We start from the raw sequence: 17,503 nt of genomic DNA, 5'->3' as shown, positions 1-17,503 counted from the left end.
CCTGAGGTTTTCCTCATTACTATACTTTTTCTTTATTCTTTATGATCCACCTGTATCTTACTTCAAAAGGCTTTTTGCCCTATGAGGTCAGGAATTACATGGGCATCAATTAAAGAATATCCAACAAAATCCCGATGAACTGTCATCAGGATTTTTTGGTTCAATCCTAAAATCAAATATTCTTTTCGTTAATATCAGCAATACAAATAACACTGTGTTATTCGTGACCCTTGTGTTAAGACAACTATTTAAGAATAAAAAATCCTGATGATATGATCACCAGGATTAGTATTAAGAAATTCAATATTGAATTAACTTCTCTTGCTCATTAAAATATTCAGAATATACCAGAACAAAAGCATAATAGATGCAAAAAGCTGTAATGCCGCTCCTACATACTGATTTGTTCCATAAGAATCCTTTAGCTTACTTGTTTGATATAAAATAGTTGCCGAAGCCAAGATCACCATTCCAACAGAGAACCACAATCCTAAGTTGAAACCAAATGCCATCCCGCCAACGATTAATCCGATTGAAATAAATCCTCCGATTACAATAATATTCCTTAAAAAAGAAAAATCTCTCTTGGAAGTAAATGCAACTGCAGAAATACCGGCAAACATTGCCACAGTTAAAGTAGCAGCCTGGAAAATCACATTAGCTCCACCCGCCATATTAGTAGCAATAAAAAGCAAAGGCATAAAAATGATAGCTTCCAATACAATGTAAAATCCTAATCCTAAATATTGCGTTGATTTACTTTGTGAAAGTGACCATTTAGAGGCCAAAATAGAAGCCAGCCAAAACACACCAATGATTAATAACCACGTATATCTCTGACCGAACATCATTGCAATGATCTCTACAGGTACAGTTTTCAATAAAATAGTTTCAACTCCAATAAATGCAAGTATTGACAAAGCAACATGCAAATAGGTTTTCTTGTAAAAGCTCGCTTTCTCCACATCCGAAGAATGAGCAACTAAAACATCTGTCATCATAGTTAATATTTTTTTAATTTAATCGAAAATAAATCTATTGATCAACCCCAATCGGCATCACTCCTAAAATTTTGCCGTTATCTTCAAATATTGCACTCAATACCTCCTTTGAAGAAGCATCCCCTGCATATTTATACTTGATATTGGGATGATTCAATCCATCCATTGTTGAATAATAGCCAACCTTTAGAACTTCAAGCTTTTTACTGGGATCAATACCATCCTTAACTTTCTTAAGGATATCTTCTGTAACAATCTCTTTTACCTTATCGGAAATTAACTCATCAACAGTCTTCTGGTCAGAAGATTGCAAAGCATCAAGGAATTTAAATAGATTACTGTTATATAGATTTATTTTCTCCTTGCTTATTGTTGCCGGTACTTCTTGCTTCTGGTTTTTGTCGACCTTTAACCCTACAACCTTTTGGGCAAACATCAGCTGCCCACCCACAATCGCAAGACTTAAAAATAATTTTCTCATACTGTTCATTTTGTTATTTAGTGATATAGGTCATGGAAGATACGAAAATCAGACCACTTCTAAAAATTTCATAGTATCCACATTATCCGCATAGGTATCTAGACTTGGGCTTTGTGCTTCTCCAAAAGAAATTGAATTCAATCCAAGTTCACCCTTAGCTACAATACACTGAATGTCTTCTTCATTTTCAGCAATAAAGTTTTTCACTTCATCCAAAGATTCATATCTGCTGAAATTAATGACAGAAAGTGGACTAAACAGCTTATCATCTTCTTTCAGCATCACAAAGTTATTATCCCAGAATTTATCCTGATTCAGAAGATATACAGCCCTGTTGTAATCATAGTTGTTTGCATATTTATTATGATGGATAATATCCTGGAAATCAAGGAAGCTCTCAAACAACCTATCGATAACAAAATCCTTTGGAATAAAGATTCTTGTTACATTTCTGCATCCCAATCCAAAATATTGGAAAATATCATTAGCCAGAAGTTGCAATTCTTCTTCTGTTTCATCTCCTTTTAAAACAGCAATTGAAGTTCTGTTTTTACGGATAATGCTTAAATGATTTTTAAAATAATACTCCAGATATCTTGCTGTATTATTACTTCCTGTGGCAATTACAGCATCAAAATTCTCTAATCTCTCTACAAATTCAAACTGGATGGCATCATTAGAAAACTCTTTCCATTTTTTTAATAGAAACGGAAGCATTGTTTTATCTTTTGAAGACAATTTAATAAGCGGAATATGATTACTTAAAATCACGGAAATCACATCATGAAATCCTACCAAAGGAATATTTCCCGCCAAAATAAGTCCAACTTTCTTTGAAACTTTAGAGATTGAATAATTTTGAAGCCAGTTTTTTATATTCTCTTCAGTCAGTAAATCAGTCCATTGCCGTAAAGCAAATTTCTGATTATCAATTGTAAACCATGGATTTTCTATTTCAGACTTCTTTAATAATAATTCAATATTAACATCATCTTCGTTATAATCATCTGGTTTCTTCGCTAAAAACGCTTTTATATAATCACTTAATTTAATAAGTCCTAAAACTTGATTTTCGGTATTCATAATTACTTTAAAATTGGGGAATATTTTGTAATTTTGTGCAAATTTAAAAAAAATTAGCGATGGCTATTAAAATAACTGATGAATGCATTAATTGTGGGGCTTGTGAACCAGAATGTCCAAATAATGCAATATATGAAGGAGCCGTAGACTGGAAAGCTTCGGAAGGTACTGCACTTCAAGGCACTATAACATTGCCATCAGGACTTACTGTAGATGCAGATGCATCACAGGAGCCTGTAAGTGATGATGTATATTTTATTGTAACAGACAAGTGTACGGAATGTAAAGGGTTCCATGAAGAACCACAGTGTGCGGCTGTATGCCCTGTAGACTGCTGTGTTCCTGATGAGGATCATGTAGAATCTGAAGAGGCTTTGCTTAACAAAAAAGCATTCTTACACGGCGAATAAAAAAATTCCGTCTCATAAATTTGTGAGGCGGCTTTTTTTAACCGGGAATTCAACAAAACCAAAAATAAAGCTAAGGAAATCCAATTCCGGATGCAACCAAAAAATAAAAATATGAACAAAAAGCACAACTTCAGCGCGGGACCATGTATCTTACCACAAGAAGTATTCGAAAAATCGGCACAGGCAATCTTAGACTTTAATGGTATAGGATTATCACTTCTTGAAATTTCTCACAGAAGCAAGGATTTCGTTGCTGTAATGGACGAAGCACGTGCTATTGTAAAAAGATTAATGAATCTTGGTGATGATTATGAAGTTCTTTATTTAGGAAGCGGAGCCAGCATGCAGTTCGCAATGGTACCTTATAACCTAATGAAAGTGGGTGGAAAAGCAGCTTACCTGGACACAGGAACATGGGCAGCCGGAGCCATTAAGGAAGCAAAAAAATTAGGAACAGTAGATGTAGTAGGTTCATCAAAAGAGGAAAACTATTCTTTCATTCCTAAAGATTATACGGTGGGTTCAGAATACGATTATTTCCACTGCACCTCCAACAACACAATCTATGGTACACAGATGAAATCTTTCCCTGAAGTGGATACCCTGATGGTGTGTGATATGAGTTCAGATATTTTCTCCAGACAACTTGATTTTTCAAAATTTGATTTAATCTATGCAGGGGCACAGAAAAATATGGGACCAGCAGGCGTTACATTAGTAGTGATCAAAAAAGAAATCCTTGGGAAGACAGGAAGAGAAAACATGCTGTCTATGCTGGATTATTCTCAACATATATCTAAGGAATCCATGTACAATACTCCACCGGTATTCCCTATTTATGCTTCTTTATTAACGCTTCAATATCTTGAAAAAAATGGTGGTATTGCAGCTGCAGAACAAAGAAACGAGGCAAAAGCCAAACTTCTTTATGGTGAGATTGACAGCAATCCATTATTTGAAACATTTTGTGTAGAAGAAGACCGTTCATTCATGAATGTTTCTTTCAAAATTACAGATGAAAGCAAAAAAGAAGAATTTGACAATGCTTGGAAAGCAGCAGGAATTAGTGGACTGAACGGACACAGAAGTCTGGGAGGATACAGAGCCAGCTTATACAACGCTTTACCCATTGAAAGCGTACAGGTATTGGTAGATGTAATGAAGTCGATAAAATAACTTATATTAGGCGACCAAAAAATTAAAAAGATTATTAGATCACAGCTATCACATTTCAGACTTTGAAAGTTCCGATTTTGACAGCTCAAATCTAACATCTATAATAAAATAACACATGAAAGTTTTAGCAAACGATGGAATCTCAAAAGCAGGAGAACGCGCTTTAAAAGAAGCCGGAATTGAAATTCTGGACAATAGAGTGGCCCAAGATCACGTTATTAATTTTATCAACGATAATAATGTGGGTGTTCTTCTTGTAAGAAGTGCAACAAAGGTAAGACAAGACCTGATTGATGCATGCCCAAGCCTTAAAATTATAGGACGAGGAGGCATCGGAATGGATAATATTGATGTTGAATATGCAAAAAGCAAGGGTATAAAAATAATAAATACCCCTACTGCATCTTCAAAATCTGTAGCAGAATTGGTATTTGGGCATTTTCTTTCATTGGCAAGATTCCTTCACGAATCAAACAGATTAATGCCTTTGGAGGGAGAAACCCACTTCAATGCCATGAAAAAGTCATTCAGCAATGCATATGAACTTTCAGGAAAAACATTAGGAGTAATAGGCTTTGGAAGTATTGGCCAGGAAGTCATCAAAATAGGAATTTCCCTGGGAATGAAAATTCAGGTCCTTACAAGAAGCCCAAAAACAGAAGTTCTTACGTTGAATTTCTTTGATGGACAATCTGTAAATTTTGAAATCACTTCCACCAATGATATGGAGGCATTTCTTAAAGAAGCAGACTTCATTAGCATCAATACTCCTAAAACGAACGAATACATTATAGATACTCCACAATTTGAAAAAATGAAAGATGGTGTCTATATTGTAAATACTGCAAGAGGCGGTGTGATTAATGAAGTAACACTGATTGATTTCATAGATTCAGGAAAAGTTGCAGGAGCGGCATTGGATGTTTTTGAAAATGAACCCAGCCCAGAGCTTCCTTTATTAATGAACCCAGCACTATCACTTTCTCCCCATGTAGGAGGAAATACGGTAGATGCGCAAGAGAAAATCGGTATCGAACTTGCAGAACAAATTATTAAGCTACAAAAAGAAACTATAAGATAAATATGCCTGTTTTTAAACCTTTCCGTGGAATAAGACCTCACAGAGACTTTGAGGATACTTTCCCTACCCATCCACTGGATAATTTTACCCAGGAAGAAATCGCTGAGAAAGCTCAGGTTGAAAATACCTACATCAATATGATTAAGCCATATGTTGTAAGTAAATCCAAGGATATTGACCGGAACCTGAGGAAAATCCGTTCTACCTTTGAAGAACTGCTGGACGAAAAAAAATTGGTCCAGGATAATTCTGCATACTATCTTTATGAGCAGATATATCCTAATAAGCAGATTTTCAGAGGACTTCTGGGATTGGCAAGTATTGAGGATTTCTGGAATGGAAAAATCAAAAGACATGAAAGTACCATTCCACAGAAAAAGGAAAAACTGGCTCATTACCTTGAAAAAGTAAATCTGCAGGCAGAACCTGTACTTCTTACCTACCCTGCCAACTCAAAAATTGAGTTGCTGATGAACCACGAGGAAAAAAACGTTCCCATCTTCAATCATGTAGACACCATTGGGATCAGACATAAAATCTGGAGAATAGACAACCGCTTAAAACTACAGCAGTTTAAAGAAGTGATTGACCAGATTGATTCATTTTATATTGCCGACGGACACCATAGAATTGGCTCTACAGCAATAAATGCAAAACGTCACAAAGATAAGAACAAGAGACATAACGGCACAGAACTTTACAACTTTGTATACAGTTTTATTGTTTCCAACCAATCCATTAAGATTCACGATTACAACAGAATCTTGCACGACCTGAATGGGATTTCAAAAGAAGATTTCCTAAAGCAGCTTGAAGAATATTTCCTCATCCACGAAAAAGGAGAAACATCGTATTTCCCATCTCAGAAATTCCATATTTCAATGTATTTAGATGGTAAATTCTATTCTCTTCACGTGAAGCATGATCTTCGTTCAAAGGAAATGTCATTGGATAACCTGGATCACCATTTATTAGACAAGTACATATTCAAGGGTATTTTAAAAATAGAAGATCCGGATAGCTCTGAATTAATTTCCTATGTGAAAGGTACATCTAACCTTAACGGAATTAATCTTTTAAAAGAAAAGGTAGATAACAACGAAGGCAAGGTAGGTTTCGGTATTTATCCTGTAAGTTTTAATGATATGATTAAAATTTCAGACTTAAAATTAAGTATGCCTCCAAAATGTACATTCATCGAGCCAAAATTGATTACAGCCCTGTTAATGTACGACATGAAACCTTAATAAATTCCTATTTTTTCCCTACTTTTAACATCGGAAAAAGAAAGGTAAATAAAAAATGAAAAAAATATTCATTATACTTCCACTCTTTTTGAGTGGATTTTTATTTTCTCAGAAAAAGCCACATAAAAATCCGGCAAAAAAAAATACCACAGTCAAATTCAACTACCATGATGAATTCAAAAATATCTCTGACGAGATCTTAACTAATGGTACAGCCTATGAAAACCTTGCAGAACTTACCAAAGGAATAGGTCCACGTTTCAGTGCTACTTCGGGATACGCAAAAGCAACCGAATGGGCGGAAAAAAAGTTCAAGGAAATTGGTATTAACATGATCTGGCGGCAAGAAGCCAAAGCTCCCATCTGGATCAGAGGAAAAGAGTCTCTACAAATAAAAACAGAAAATGGAGATTGGAAAAATATCAGAATGCTATCTTTCGGAAACTCTGAAGGAACAGGAGGAAAAGATCTAATGGGGGAAATTATTTTAATTAATTCCACTTCAGAACTTAATGCCATGTCAATAGGTCAACTAAAAGACAAAATAGTTTTCGTGAATGTACCTATGGATCCTACCATTGTGAATACAAGTGATTCCTATTTACTGACAGCAAAATCAAAATTAATTTCCGCGTCCGTAATTGCGAAAACAGGTGCAAAAGCATTAATTATAAGATCATTAACAACCGCTAATGATGACACCCCTCATGCCAAAATGATTTACTACGAACCAGATGATAAAGTGAAAATACCAGCTTTATCAATAGGAGTAAGATCAGCGGATGAATTAGAAAAAACATTAAAAAAGCAAAAAGTTACGGCTAAAATCAACATGACAGCCGAATCTAAAGGCAGCACAACAAATCCAAATATTATTGCTGAAATTCAGGGTAAAAAAGATTCTAAAGTGATTGTTTTAGGTGCTCAGCTTGATTCTTGGGATATTGGCGAAGGAGCCATTGATGATGGAACAGGAGTTGCCCAGTGCATTGAAGTTTTAAGAACCTTAAAAGCCCTTGGGTATGAAAATAATCACACCATCCGGGTGGTTTTGTATGCCAATAGTGAAAACGGTGGACAAGGTCGTGAAATGTATGCTGCTTATGTGAAAAAGAAAGAAGAAAAACACGTATTCGCCTTAGGAACAGATGCTGGAGGGTACTCTCCAAGAGGATTCTCGTTGGACATGCCTCCACAAAGACGAAAACAAATTTTCGAATGGAAAAACTACTTCCTCCCTTACGGAATTTATGACTTCGATCAAACCTACGCCATACAAGATATTTCCCCGTTGAAGAAACTGGATATTCCATTGGCAGAACTGGTTGTAGATACCCAGCGTTATTTTGATTACCATCACTCTGCAGAAGATACTTTTGACAAGGTAAATAAAAGAGAACTTCTCTTGGGTGCAGTAGCCATGACACAGTTGATTTTTATGATTGATAAAAACTGGTAACATGAAAAAGATTGTAAACCTATCATTAATCACTTTAGGAGTAACCTTTTTATCAGGGCAAACTAAAGAAGACTCCATACAGTTCAACAAAATCTCAACAGAAACCCTAAACAATGGAAAAGGATACAATGATTTGCGAGAACTTACAAAAAATATAGGCCATCGTTTAAGCGGTTCAGAAGCCTATGAAAAATCTGTAAAATGGGCAGAGCTAAAACTTCGTGAAGCAGGAGCAGACAAAGTATGGCTTCAGGAAGTCATGATCCCTGTATGGGTAAGAGGAAAAGAATCCCTACACATCAAAACCTCCAACGGAAGCTGGAAAAACCTTAAAATGCTGTCCTTAGGAAACTCTGAAGGAACTGATGGTAAGGATGTTTCAGGAGAAATCATCATGGTCAAATCTCTGGAAGAATATGACCTGTTACCAGCAGAAAAAGTAAAAGGCAAGATTGTTTTCTTTAATTATCCCTTCAATCAAGGGCATGTGCAAACTTTTATTGCCTATCGTGAAGCAGGAGCCTATAGAAGAACGGCAGCTTCATTAACAGCAAAAAAAGGAGGTAAATTTGCCATTATTCGATCTCTGTCTTCTGCTTTTGACGACGTCCCTCATACTGGAAACATGAAGTATGAGGACAATATTGCAAAAGTTCCCGCGGTAACAATAGGAAATACAACAGCAGACGAACTTGAGGCCTTATTGAGAAGTCAAAAGATCACCGCAAAACTCAATTCCAACTGCGGAATGAAAGGTGAGAAACTCTCCCACTCCGTTATTGGCGAAATTACAGGTAAAAAAGACCAAAGCGTAATCGTAGTTGGCGGACATCTTGATTCCTGGGACGTGGGTGAAGGTGCACATGATGACGGCGCAGGAATTGTTCAGAGTATTGAAGTAATAAGAACATTCAAAAAATTAGGAATACAAAACAACCATAGCATTAGAGCCGTCTGTTTTGCAAACGAAGAAAACGGAACAAAAGGCGGAAAACAATATGGAAAAACAGCTAAAGAAAGCAATGAAAAACATCTTTTTGCCATAGAATCCGATGCCGGAGGTTTTTCTCCCAGAGGAATTTCACTGGAAATGGATGATGCTAAAAGGAATCAGATCAAAAGCTGGGTAAACTTATTTTTACCTTACGGCGTTTATAATTTTGAAGGAAAATATTCAGGTTCAGATATTGCTCCGCTTCACGAAATGGGTGTTCCAACGGCAGAGCTTGTTCCGGATCCGCAACGTTATTTTGATATTCACCACACCGCAGAAGATACTTTTGAAAAAGTAAACCGCCGGGAGTTACTGCTTGGAGCAACGGTTATGACACAACTTATTTATATGATTGATAAAAATTGGTAAACAATGAAAAAGATACTAGGAACCTCATTATTACTTTTTGGTATGGCTGTTTTTGGCCAGTCTAAAGAAGATTCTCTACAGTTCAGTAAAATCTCCCTGGAAGTTTTAAACAATGGAAAAGGATACAATGATTTGCGAGAACTTACAAAAAATATCGGCCATCGTTTAAGCGGTTCAGAAGCCTATGAAAAATCCGTAAAATGGGCAGAGCAAAAACTTCGTGATGCAGGAGCAGACAAGGTATGGCTTCAGGAAGTCATGATCCCTGTCTGGGTAAGGGGAAAAGAATCCCTACACATCAAAGCCGCCAACGGAAGCTGGAAAAACCTTAAAATGCTGTCCTTAGGAAACTCTGAAGGAACTGGTGGCAAGGATATTTCGGGAGAAATTATCATGGTAAAATCTATGGAAGAATACAACCAACTCCCTGCCGAAAAGGTAAAGGATAAAATCGTATTCTTTAATTACGCTTTCAAACAATCATTCATTGAAACCTTTAAAGGATACAGTGATGCTTCAAAATACAGGTCAACTGCAGCTTCATTAACAGCCAAAAAAGGTGGAAAATTTGCCATTGTAAGATCGCTTTCCTCTGCATTTGATGATATTCCCCATACAGGAGCCATGCGTTATGACGAAAGTGTTTCCAAAATACCCGCTGTAGCCATTGGAAGTACCACAGCAGACGAACTTGAAACCTTATTGAAAAATCAAAAAATCACCGCAAAACTTAATTCCAACTGCGGAATGAAAGGAGAAAAGCTCTCTCACTCCGTTATTGGTGAGATCACAGGCAAAAAAGATCAAAGCGTAATTGTAGTGGGTGGACACCTTGATTCTTGGGACGTGGGTGAAGGGGCACATGATGACGGGGCAGGAATTGTTCAAAGCATTGAAGTACTAAGAACATTTAAAAAACTAGGAATACAAAACAACCATACCATCAGAGTCGTTTGCTTCGCCAATGAAGAAAATGGCGTAAAAGGAGGAATTCAATATGGAAAAACAGTAAAAGAAAACAATGAAAAGCATCTTTTTGCCATAGAATCCGATGCCGGAGGTTTTGCCCCAAGAGGAATTGCTCTTGACATGGATGATTCCAAAAGAAAACAAATCCAGGGCTGGTCAAAATTATTCCTTCCATACGGAGTCTATAATTTTGAAGAAAAATTTTCAGGAACCGACCTCTATCCACTTCATGACATGGGAATTCCTGCCGCAGAATTAATGCCGGATTCTCAACGTTATTTTGATATCCACCACACAGAAGAAGATACCTTTGAAAAAGTAAACAGAAGAGAACTTCTACTAGGAGCTATAACAATGACTCAGGTTATTTATATGATTGATAAAAACTGGTAAAATTTTATAAAAAGACCGTTTCTGTTTTGAAACGGTCTTTTTAATAGCAAATTTATTCTATTCTTTTAATCAATCCTCTACTTTTTGGAAATGTTAAAATTTGTAAACATTGTAAGTAGCAATTACATAAAAAACTTTGTATTGAATTAATAATCTATTTTTTTACTTTCTCATTAATTGATATAATAAATTCTTACAGACATGATTTATTCCTCCGCCCGATTCCCAATTTACATCGAACTTACCCACCCCCAATGCATAAGATGGTATTGAAATCTTAGAATGAAACATAGGCGGATTATCTTTTATTTTAGCAAAATAATCTATTTCAAAGTTTGATTTTCTATAATACTGAATTTCAATCAAAGTTTCTTTTTAATCAGCTTTGAAAATATATAAATTGATATCATAAAGATCATGATACTCATTATTTAACACTTCTATTGCAGCGTCTAAAGTGATTGGTGTTTTTGAATTATTTATCATTTTTCTAGATTCTCTCCGCTTAAAAAGATCTGCTCCATCAAATTCATTAGAATCAGATAGAATAAAAACAAGATTTAAAGAAATCCTATTCCAACAATATTGGCCTGACAACTGCAGAAGATCATCGATTGATCTGTTAATCCATTTAATCAAATTTTCATGATTCATTTTTCTAATTTAAATAACTTCATTGAAAACATTTTATAAAATTCATTTTCATCATTTACAATATAATGAATTTAAAAATAAAGCTTTTTCTTCGTTTAAGGAAATATCACACTAGATAAACTCATAAACAACACATTACAGTAAAATAACTCAAACTGTTAATAGTAGAGTTATCACTTTGGCATGAAATTGGCATTTAATTTTTCGAGAAAAAATTAAAAAAACACTAAGGATGAGAAAAAAGGTTTTCTGTGGATTTTCAGTTTTCCACTGATTCAAAGTTCATATTGATGTATATGAATCCTTTTTTTTCTACGATGCCGTAAAAGATACGGGAATGTGATAGATTAACACTCGGTTAATTTGTTACTGCAGAATTATGCCCCGTATCTAACTGGTATCATTTTAAAAACCCTATGAATCATTTATTGATTCAAAAAATTATAAATCCCGGACTCTAAGCCCGGTATAATGACATAGATAAACGGCAAAGTCATCATGAACCTTAGCCCAGTAAGAGAATATGCCATTCTTTTTACCTTGATGATTGCGTTGCTTTATTCTAGTTAATTAATGTATAACCCTTAAAATGTAAGTAATGATGAGAGCCTTTTTTGAAATGATTTTTAAGAGAAATGAAGACGCAGCGAAAATGCATATCTTGAGCCTGTTATTGGTTTTAAGTTTTGCAGTCTTTTCTGTATTGATATACACCTCGAAACCAAGCTTTAACAGCTTAATTATATATCTGACAGCATTTGCTGCCTATATCGGCTTTGGTCTTGTATTCATCAGTTCCTTAGCCGGAACAGGAATGAAGAAAAGATCAAGCAGAAACATATAACTTTTTAATCTTTCTTTTACTGAAAAACCGCCCTTTTGGGGCGGTTTTTTTATAAATTATACTTTCAAAATCTATTCATTAAAGATATCTTTCATCATCTTATCAAGGAACTTTGTAGTTTCTACCTCAATAATTTTTTCAGATTTTGCGACTAGCTCTGTGTGAAAAGGCTGGCAACAGGCTTTAATTCCAAATCCATCATCTGTTTTTACAAACTCCGGATGTAGGTTATGTTCTTTACAAACTTCAGATTCTATTTCCTGTTTTATTAAATCATAATTTAGATCAAACATGTTCTTTTATTTTTGTTTCATTGGTGATTGATAAAGATAGAAATATTTTTCATTTATAGAAATCCGGATTTCTACGGTACTTTTATAAAAACAAAAAAAGCCGCTCTTTTCAGAACGGCTTTCATATCTTAAAAAAGATTCAATTATTTTACTTTTACAAGCTCAACATCGAAAACTAACCAAGAGTTTGGTGGAATAACTCCTCCTGCACCTCTTTCTCCGTAACCCATTGCTGGTGGAATCAATAAAGTAGCAGTCTCACCCTCTTTTAACAATAGGATACCTTCATCCCATCCTTTGATTACTCTTCCCATTCCAATTGGAATTTCAATTGGCTCGTTTCTCTTGAATGAAGAATCGAACTCAGTTCCGTCTACTAACTTTCCAGCGTAGTGTACAGATACGTTATCACCAGATTTTGGAGCTTTACCATCAGCTGTTTTAGTGATTTTATAGTAAAGACCTGATTCAGTTTTTTGCATTCCAGCTTTTAGGTTTTCAACTAGTTTTTCCTGGTTTGCCTTAAATTCTTCTTCTTTTTTCTTTTTTTCAGCCTCTTCTTTAGCGATGAAAGCTTTGTTGTTTTCTGCAATTTTAGCTTTTCCTTCGTTGAAAGTCTTAGCAGCATCGTAGTTTTTGTACTCATCACCTTTTCCGAAAACAGAAACTTTCTCTAGAACGATATCTGTTTTAGGCTTATCCTGAGCTCCTTTTTCAACATTAGCAATAGCATCAATTACATCATTACCTTTTACCACTTTTCCAAAGATTGTGTGTCTTCCGTCTAACCAAGGTGTAGCTACTTCAGTGATGAAGAACTGAGAACCGTTTGTATTTGGTCCGGAGTTCGCCATAGAAAGAATACCTTTTCCTGTATGTTTAAGGTCATTTCTTTCATCCTCGAATTTATATCCCGGATCTCCCATTCCTGTTCCCTGAGGGTCACCTCCTTGAATCATGAAATCTTTGATCACTCTGTGGAAAATAGTTCCGTCATAGTAAGGAACTCCCTTAGCCTTAGCTTTGTTATCGATTTTCCCTTCTGCAAGACCGATAAAGTTGGCTACAGTTACTGGTGCTTTCTTGTCCTCAAACTTAACAATTAAGTTACCTTTTGTGGTTTGAAGATTAGCATAAAGTCCGTCATTAAGACCTTCGTAAGTTTCTTTGTCTACGTTCATTTTTTTATAAATTGGGGTACAACTCATCAGCGAAATACTTGCCGCTGCCAGAATTATATTTTTGTTAAACAATTTCATGTATTATAAAGCTTTTAATTTTATGATTAATGGGATATCGTTGTCTATTTTCTTTTCGTCTCCAAAAGTTCCATAAGCTAAAGAAGACGGCACCAAAAGCGTTACTTCCTCTCCATCATGTATAAAACGCAAAGCATTTTCCACCGCTTTCAGTTCATCAAAATGCCCGAATTTGGCATCTCTTCTTTCAAAAGGCTGATCATAGATCTTTGTCTGATCAAAATCGTACAATTCATATGAGTAAGAGATAAGAGTATTATCTATTCTCCTTTTCCTGCGATCATAGCCATCCACCGTAACCCAATAGTTAAGCTGCGTAGGATAATACTTGACCGATTGTCCGTTAATCCAGTCCTGGATTTGACCTCTTTCTATAACATTCAGATTTTTCATCCTGTTCTTAGAAACATCCAGATCTTTTTGGCTTAAAACACCTCCTACAGGAGGATGAGCCGTCTGTGCATTTCTATTGCAACTCAACAGGCTTATGGCTGATATGAAGAGTAATTTTTTCATAAACTTATGCGAAAATACACATTTCATGAATTAATTACAAAACTTATCCTAGGATTTACCATAACAATTTAATATAAATAAAAAAAGCCGGGAATTTCCCGGCTTCTATATGATTTTATCAGTTAAGATTAAACTGTTTCTAAAGCGTGATCTACCACTACTCTCCATCCGAATGGATCTTCAGAAAGATTGTTTTGTAGATCTACCAAGTCTTTCTTAAGGGTAGCTGCATAGCTATCTGCATCAGATAATTTTGGAAGCGCCAGTTTCTCACCTTGGTATCCTAAAGCCTGGAATACTGTTGTAACTACTGCTGTACCTACTCCCCAAACTTCTTTCAAAGTACCATTCTTCTGAGCTTCAATTACAGTTTTCACAGGAATTGGTTCTACTTTTACTTCAATTCCTCTTTTCTTAGCCAATTGAAGGAAGCTGTCTCTTGTAACACCGTCAAGAATTTTCTCAGAAGTTGGAGGTGTATAAATTGTATCGTTAATTCTTACAAATACGTTCATTGTACCACTCTCTTCAAAATATTCGTGAGTAGCATCGTCAGTCCAGATAATTTGCTCATATCCTTCTTCAATAGCCAATTGAGTTGGGTAGAAAGAAGCGGCATAGTTCCCTGCTGCTTTTGCAGAACCTACCCCACCGTTTGCTGCTCTTGAATAGTGATCAGAAATTTTTACAGAAACTGGTTCTGAATAATAGCTTTTAGCTGGTGTTGCAACAATAGCAAACATATATTTTTCAGAAACTCTAGCTTTCAAAGCTTCTTCTGTAGCAAAAATCAAAGGTCTGATATATAATGACATTCCTTCTCCTTGAGGAATCCAGTCTCTATCAATATCTACTAATGCTTTTAATCCGTCTAAAAACATTTCCTCAGTCACCTCAGGCATAGCAAGACGCTTCGCTGACTTGTTGATACGTTCAAAATTCTTTTCAGGCCTGAAAAGGAAAACCTGCCCATCTTTGTCTTTATAGGCTTTCATCCCTTCAAAACAAGCTTGTCCATAGTTTACCCCCATCATAGCAGGTGTAAATGGAATGGGACCGTAAGGAACTAATTTTACATCACCCCATTTTCCATTTTCGTACTCACATATAATCATATGATCAATGAATGTACCACCAAAAGAAAAATTGTTTGGGTCAAATGTAGAAATTCTGGAGTTTTCAGTTTTTTGAATTATCATTTTTTAAAATTTTTACGATGTTCTACAAATTTAACATAATTTTCTAAATATAAAAATTTTAGAGTAAATTTGACAAAAAAATAGCTTGAAAAGAGAGATAAAGACCACAAACGACGGAAGTAAAACATTGTTTATCAATGATTTAAATGAAAACTACCATTCTCACCACGGAGCTCTTCAGGAAGCAGAACACGTGTTTATCAAAAATGGATTAAATCTAATAAATGATTGCGAAATTAATATTTTAGAACTGGGTTTTGGAACAGGTTTGAATGTTTTAGTGACAATTAATGAATATTTAAAAACTGACAAAAATCATGTCATCAATTATTTTTCTCTTGAAAAATACCCCATAAATGAATCGGAAGTTAAGGATTTAGCCTATTTTGAACTTTTTGATAACCCAGAGTTAAAAAATATTTATCAGAAAATTCATCTAGCAGATTGGGAAAAGCCAGTTGAAATCATTAGTGGATTCAACTTAAAAAAGATAGAATGTGACTTTTTTGATCTAAAGAACATAGATCTGCCTAAAATTAATCTTGTCTACTTTGATTGTTTTGGGGCAAGAGTACAACCAGATCTTTGGGAAAAACCTTTATTTGAAATGGTTTCTGACAAAATGGCCATTAACGGATTATTAACAACCTACTCTTCCAAAGGGAGTGTAAGAAGAATCCTACAGGAGCTTAATTTTAATGTAGAAAAAAAACAAGGGCCTCCGGGGAAAAGAGAGATGATTAATGCTGTGAAGCTGTAAGATATCAAATGAGCGTTATGCTTAATAGGCTAAGTTATTGTTTTGTTATTTTAGCTTTTTTACCTCTATACGCCTCATAAAAATTCCTTACATTAGCTATACAATTATTTTACATTATATATATGATAGACAAGATCAACATTAGAGTGTATGGCTGTGCGGTAAAAGATAAAAAAGTTTTAACCTTGTTTGAGGAATATGCCGGTGAACCTTTAGTGAAATTTCCTGGTGGCGGATTGGAATACGGAGAAGGAACATTAGACTGCCTGCATCGTGAATTTGATGAAGAACTTAATGTAAAGATCGATATTGCAGAACATTTTTATACACAGGAGGATTTTCTGGTTTCCCGCTTCAGAGAAAATGAACAACTGCTTACCATATATTATATTGTAAACATTGTAGATGAAAATGAATTTCTTATTATGGATCCATGTATTGAAAGAACTGAATGGATGGATATTGACAGACCAGACAATCCTTTTCCTTTGCCTATAGACAAAATTGTATTTGATAAATTAAAAGAAAAATTCCTGTAAGATTACTTACAGGAATTTTATATTTATTTCTTTACCTTAAAGTCACTTGCCCCAGGATAAGGCTTCAGATATCCTGAATTCCAATTGGACTGAAGTAATGATTCCACAAATTCATCGGTTCTGTTGGTATGGGGATTATATCGCTCCTTAAGATCAATATCAGCCATCTTACCCTTTAAATTCCACCAAAAAGCACTGAATCCTCCTCTAAGTTCTTTAATGATTTCATATACATTTTTACCGGTAGCTCTATTCATGAGCTTGGCAAAAACCTGCCCTTCAGTGGTTGTAAGATCTCTCAGTTGTTTTTCATACTGATCTGCAAGAATATTCTGTCTCTCTCTTACAAATTTTCTTTTAGCCTTACTATCCATATCATTCATATCTACCTGAATATCTCTGTACTGCTGCAAAGCAGTTACAAATAACGGATATACTCTGTACAATTTCTTATTAAGGAAATAATAGTAATTTTTATCCAACTGATTATTAAACCTAGGCTTATTAACCAAAACCAACTCATCCATTACTACTACAGGCTCTCCGTTCACTTCATAGATCTTCACCTTCTGCTGTTGGTCGTAATAATACTTATTGCCAAATTCATCTACCTTCAGAGACTCGGGTGGATATTGGTTGAGGGGTTTTGCTACCACAGAATCCTTTTGACCAAAAACACTGACTCCCAAAAAGAAAATAAAAAGGCAGATAATCTTACTAAAATTCATTATTTTTACACTTATAAGAACAAAAATTAAACGCAAAAATCATTCCTT

At 35.2% G+C, this 17,503-nt stretch carries 19 protein-coding genes; 10 read left to right on the top strand and 9 right to left on the bottom strand.

Annotated features, from left to right (window positions below; translation table 11 throughout):
- Positions 1 to 311: 311 nt before the first annotated feature.
- From EG359_RS01365 to EG359_RS01355, 3 genes are read right to left on the bottom strand one after another with little or no spacing between them, the layout of a single operon-like run.
- The gene (locus EG359_RS01365; RefSeq protein ID WP_076355739.1) at positions 312 to 1,001 is read right to left on the bottom strand and encodes a Bax inhibitor-1/YccA family protein; all 690 of its coding nucleotides are present in this window, start codon (positions 999 to 1,001) and stop codon (positions 312 to 314) included.
- 34 nt (positions 1,002 to 1,035) lie between these two features.
- Positions 1,036 to 1,482: a peptidylprolyl isomerase gene (locus EG359_RS01360; protein ID WP_228435081.1), complete on the bottom strand. Its 447-nt coding sequence runs from the start codon at positions 1,480 to 1,482 to the stop codon at positions 1,036 to 1,038.
- 48 nt (positions 1,483 to 1,530) lie between these two features.
- On the bottom strand, positions 1,531 to 2,565 hold the full coding sequence (locus EG359_RS01355) for an acyl-CoA reductase (RefSeq protein WP_076355743.1): 1,035 nt from the start codon (positions 2,563 to 2,565) through the stop codon (positions 1,531 to 1,533).
- A gap of 59 nt (positions 2,566 to 2,624) precedes the next feature.
- Between EG359_RS01355 and EG359_RS01350 the strand changes: the two genes are divergently transcribed.
- From EG359_RS01350 to EG359_RS01320, 7 genes are all read left to right on the top strand, one after another.
- Positions 2,625 to 2,975 carry a 4Fe-4S binding protein gene (locus EG359_RS01350; RefSeq protein WP_076355745.1) on the top strand — a complete coding sequence of 117 codons (351 nt, stop codon included), beginning with the start codon at positions 2,625 to 2,627 and terminating at the stop codon, positions 2,973 to 2,975.
- A gap of 111 nt (positions 2,976 to 3,086) precedes the next feature.
- Positions 3,087 to 4,151 carry a 3-phosphoserine/phosphohydroxythreonine transaminase gene (gene serC / locus EG359_RS01345; RefSeq protein WP_076355747.1) on the top strand — a complete coding sequence of 355 codons (1,065 nt, stop codon included), beginning with the start codon at positions 3,087 to 3,089 and terminating at the stop codon, positions 4,149 to 4,151.
- Between the two features lie 115 nt (positions 4,152 to 4,266).
- Complete coding sequence (locus EG359_RS01340; RefSeq protein ID WP_076355749.1) at positions 4,267 to 5,232, top strand: D-2-hydroxyacid dehydrogenase; 966 nt, start codon at positions 4,267 to 4,269, stop codon at positions 5,230 to 5,232.
- A gap of 2 nt (positions 5,233 to 5,234) precedes the next feature.
- Positions 5,235 to 6,479 carry a DUF1015 domain-containing protein gene (locus tag EG359_RS01335; RefSeq protein WP_076355751.1) on the top strand — a complete coding sequence of 415 codons (1,245 nt, stop codon included), beginning with the start codon at positions 5,235 to 5,237 and terminating at the stop codon, positions 6,477 to 6,479.
- A gap of 55 nt (positions 6,480 to 6,534) precedes the next feature.
- The gene (locus tag EG359_RS01330) at positions 6,535 to 7,938 is read left to right on the top strand and encodes a M28 family peptidase (RefSeq protein WP_076355753.1); all 1,404 of its coding nucleotides are present in this window, start codon (positions 6,535 to 6,537) and stop codon (positions 7,936 to 7,938) included.
- A 1-nt stretch (position 7,939) separates the two neighbouring features.
- On the top strand, positions 7,940 to 9,301 hold the full coding sequence (locus tag EG359_RS01325) for a M28 family peptidase (protein ID WP_076355755.1): 1,362 nt from the start codon (positions 7,940 to 7,942) through the stop codon (positions 9,299 to 9,301).
- A 3-nt stretch (positions 9,302 to 9,304) separates the two neighbouring features.
- Complete coding sequence (locus tag EG359_RS01320; protein ID WP_076355757.1) at positions 9,305 to 10,663, top strand: M20/M25/M40 family metallo-hydrolase; 1,359 nt, start codon at positions 9,305 to 9,307, stop codon at positions 10,661 to 10,663.
- A 375-nt stretch (positions 10,664 to 11,038) separates the two neighbouring features.
- Here EG359_RS01320 and EG359_RS01315 read toward each other — a convergent pair whose 3' ends face one another.
- The gene (locus tag EG359_RS01315) at positions 11,039 to 11,317 is read right to left on the bottom strand and encodes a hypothetical protein (RefSeq protein ID WP_076355761.1); all 279 of its coding nucleotides are present in this window, start codon (positions 11,315 to 11,317) and stop codon (positions 11,039 to 11,041) included.
- Positions 11,318 to 11,915: 598 nt separating this feature from the next.
- Here EG359_RS01315 and EG359_RS01310 point away from each other — a divergent pair.
- Positions 11,916 to 12,161, top strand: coding sequence for a hypothetical protein (locus tag EG359_RS01310; RefSeq protein WP_123867243.1), 246 nt, complete (start codon positions 11,916 to 11,918; stop codon positions 12,159 to 12,161).
- 71 nt (positions 12,162 to 12,232) lie between these two features.
- On the opposite strand, the gene EG359_RS01305 is transcribed toward EG359_RS01310, so the two are convergent.
- From EG359_RS01305 to EG359_RS01290, 4 genes are all read right to left on the bottom strand, one after another.
- Entirely contained in the window at positions 12,233 to 12,454 is a 222-nt protein-coding gene (locus tag EG359_RS01305) for a hypothetical protein (RefSeq protein ID WP_076355765.1), read from the bottom strand.
- 143 nt (positions 12,455 to 12,597) lie between these two features.
- On the bottom strand, positions 12,598 to 13,635 hold the full coding sequence (locus EG359_RS01300) for a peptidylprolyl isomerase (protein ID WP_228422314.1): 1,038 nt from the start codon (positions 13,633 to 13,635) through the stop codon (positions 12,598 to 12,600).
- 81 nt (positions 13,636 to 13,716) lie between these two features.
- On the bottom strand, positions 13,717 to 14,229 hold the full coding sequence (locus EG359_RS01295) for an FKBP-type peptidyl-prolyl cis-trans isomerase (RefSeq protein ID WP_076355769.1): 513 nt from the start codon (positions 14,227 to 14,229) through the stop codon (positions 13,717 to 13,719).
- Positions 14,230 to 14,357: 128 nt separating this feature from the next.
- Positions 14,358 to 15,428 carry a branched-chain amino acid aminotransferase gene (locus EG359_RS01290; RefSeq protein WP_076355771.1) on the bottom strand — a complete coding sequence of 357 codons (1,071 nt, stop codon included), beginning with the start codon at positions 15,426 to 15,428 and terminating at the stop codon, positions 14,358 to 14,360.
- An 85-nt stretch (positions 15,429 to 15,513) separates the two neighbouring features.
- Here EG359_RS01290 and mnmD point away from each other — a divergent pair, with 85 nt between their 5' ends.
- Both mnmD and EG359_RS01280 read left to right on the top strand, forming a co-directional pair.
- Positions 15,514 to 16,188 carry a tRNA (5-methylaminomethyl-2-thiouridine)(34)-methyltransferase MnmD gene (gene mnmD / locus EG359_RS01285; protein ID WP_076355773.1) on the top strand — a complete coding sequence of 225 codons (675 nt, stop codon included), beginning with the start codon at positions 15,514 to 15,516 and terminating at the stop codon, positions 16,186 to 16,188.
- A gap of 122 nt (positions 16,189 to 16,310) precedes the next feature.
- Positions 16,311 to 16,727, top strand: coding sequence for an NUDIX domain-containing protein (locus EG359_RS01280; RefSeq protein ID WP_076355775.1), 417 nt, complete (start codon positions 16,311 to 16,313; stop codon positions 16,725 to 16,727).
- A 23-nt stretch (positions 16,728 to 16,750) separates the two neighbouring features.
- On the opposite strand, the gene EG359_RS01275 is transcribed toward EG359_RS01280, so the two are convergent.
- Complete coding sequence (locus EG359_RS01275) at positions 16,751 to 17,455, bottom strand: DUF4294 domain-containing protein (protein ID WP_076355777.1); 705 nt, start codon at positions 17,453 to 17,455, stop codon at positions 16,751 to 16,753.
- Between the last annotated feature and the right edge of the window lie 48 nt (positions 17,456 to 17,503).

This window comes from Chryseobacterium joostei, assembly GCF_003815775.1.
Classification (GTDB): Bacteria; Bacteroidota; Bacteroidia; order Flavobacteriales; family Weeksellaceae; genus Chryseobacterium; species Chryseobacterium joostei.
The sequence above is the reverse complement of the archived record's forward strand: the minus strand, read 5'-3'. Positions and strand labels throughout refer to the sequence as shown.

Excerpts from the sequence above, each read along its gene's own strand:
- EG359_RS01365 (WP_076355739.1), bottom strand. The coding sequence starts at position 1,001 with ATGATGACAGATGTTTTAGTTGCTCATTCTTCGGATGTGGAGAAAGCG.
- EG359_RS01360 (WP_228435081.1), bottom strand. The coding sequence starts at position 1,482 with ATGAGAAAATTATTTTTAAGTCTTGCGATTGTGGGTGGGCAGCTGATG.
- EG359_RS01355 (WP_076355743.1), bottom strand. The coding sequence starts at position 2,565 with ATGAATACCGAAAATCAAGTTTTAGGACTTATTAAATTAAGTGATTAT.
- EG359_RS01350 (WP_076355745.1), top strand. The coding sequence starts at position 2,625 with ATGGCTATTAAAATAACTGATGAATGCATTAATTGTGGGGCTTGTGAA.
- serC (WP_076355747.1), top strand. The coding sequence starts at position 3,087 with ATGAACAAAAAGCACAACTTCAGCGCGGGACCATGTATCTTACCACAA.
- EG359_RS01340 (WP_076355749.1), top strand. The coding sequence starts at position 4,267 with ATGAAAGTTTTAGCAAACGATGGAATCTCAAAAGCAGGAGAACGCGCT.
- EG359_RS01335 (WP_076355751.1), top strand. The coding sequence starts at position 5,235 with ATGCCTGTTTTTAAACCTTTCCGTGGAATAAGACCTCACAGAGACTTT.
- EG359_RS01330 (WP_076355753.1), top strand. The coding sequence starts at position 6,535 with ATGAAAAAAATATTCATTATACTTCCACTCTTTTTGAGTGGATTTTTA.
- EG359_RS01325 (WP_076355755.1), top strand. The coding sequence starts at position 7,940 with ATGAAAAAGATTGTAAACCTATCATTAATCACTTTAGGAGTAACCTTT.
- EG359_RS01320 (WP_076355757.1), top strand. The coding sequence starts at position 9,305 with ATGAAAAAGATACTAGGAACCTCATTATTACTTTTTGGTATGGCTGTT.
- EG359_RS01315 (WP_076355761.1), bottom strand. The coding sequence starts at position 11,317 with ATGAATCATGAAAATTTGATTAAATGGATTAACAGATCAATCGATGAT.
- EG359_RS01310 (WP_123867243.1), top strand. The coding sequence starts at position 11,916 with ATGATGAGAGCCTTTTTTGAAATGATTTTTAAGAGAAATGAAGACGCA.
- EG359_RS01305 (WP_076355765.1), bottom strand. The coding sequence starts at position 12,454 with ATGTTTGATCTAAATTATGATTTAATAAAACAGGAAATAGAATCTGAA.
- EG359_RS01300 (WP_228422314.1), bottom strand. The coding sequence starts at position 13,635 with ATGAACGTAGACAAAGAAACTTACGAAGGTCTTAATGACGGACTTTAT.
- EG359_RS01295 (WP_076355769.1), bottom strand. The coding sequence starts at position 14,229 with ATGAAAAAATTACTCTTCATATCAGCCATAAGCCTGTTGAGTTGCAAT.
- EG359_RS01290 (WP_076355771.1), bottom strand. The coding sequence starts at position 15,428 with ATGATAATTCAAAAAACTGAAAACTCCAGAATTTCTACATTTGACCCA.
- EG359_RS01280 (WP_076355775.1), top strand. The coding sequence starts at position 16,311 with ATGATAGACAAGATCAACATTAGAGTGTATGGCTGTGCGGTAAAAGAT.
- EG359_RS01275 (WP_076355777.1), bottom strand. The coding sequence starts at position 17,455 with ATGAATTTTAGTAAGATTATCTGCCTTTTTATTTTCTTTTTGGGAGTC.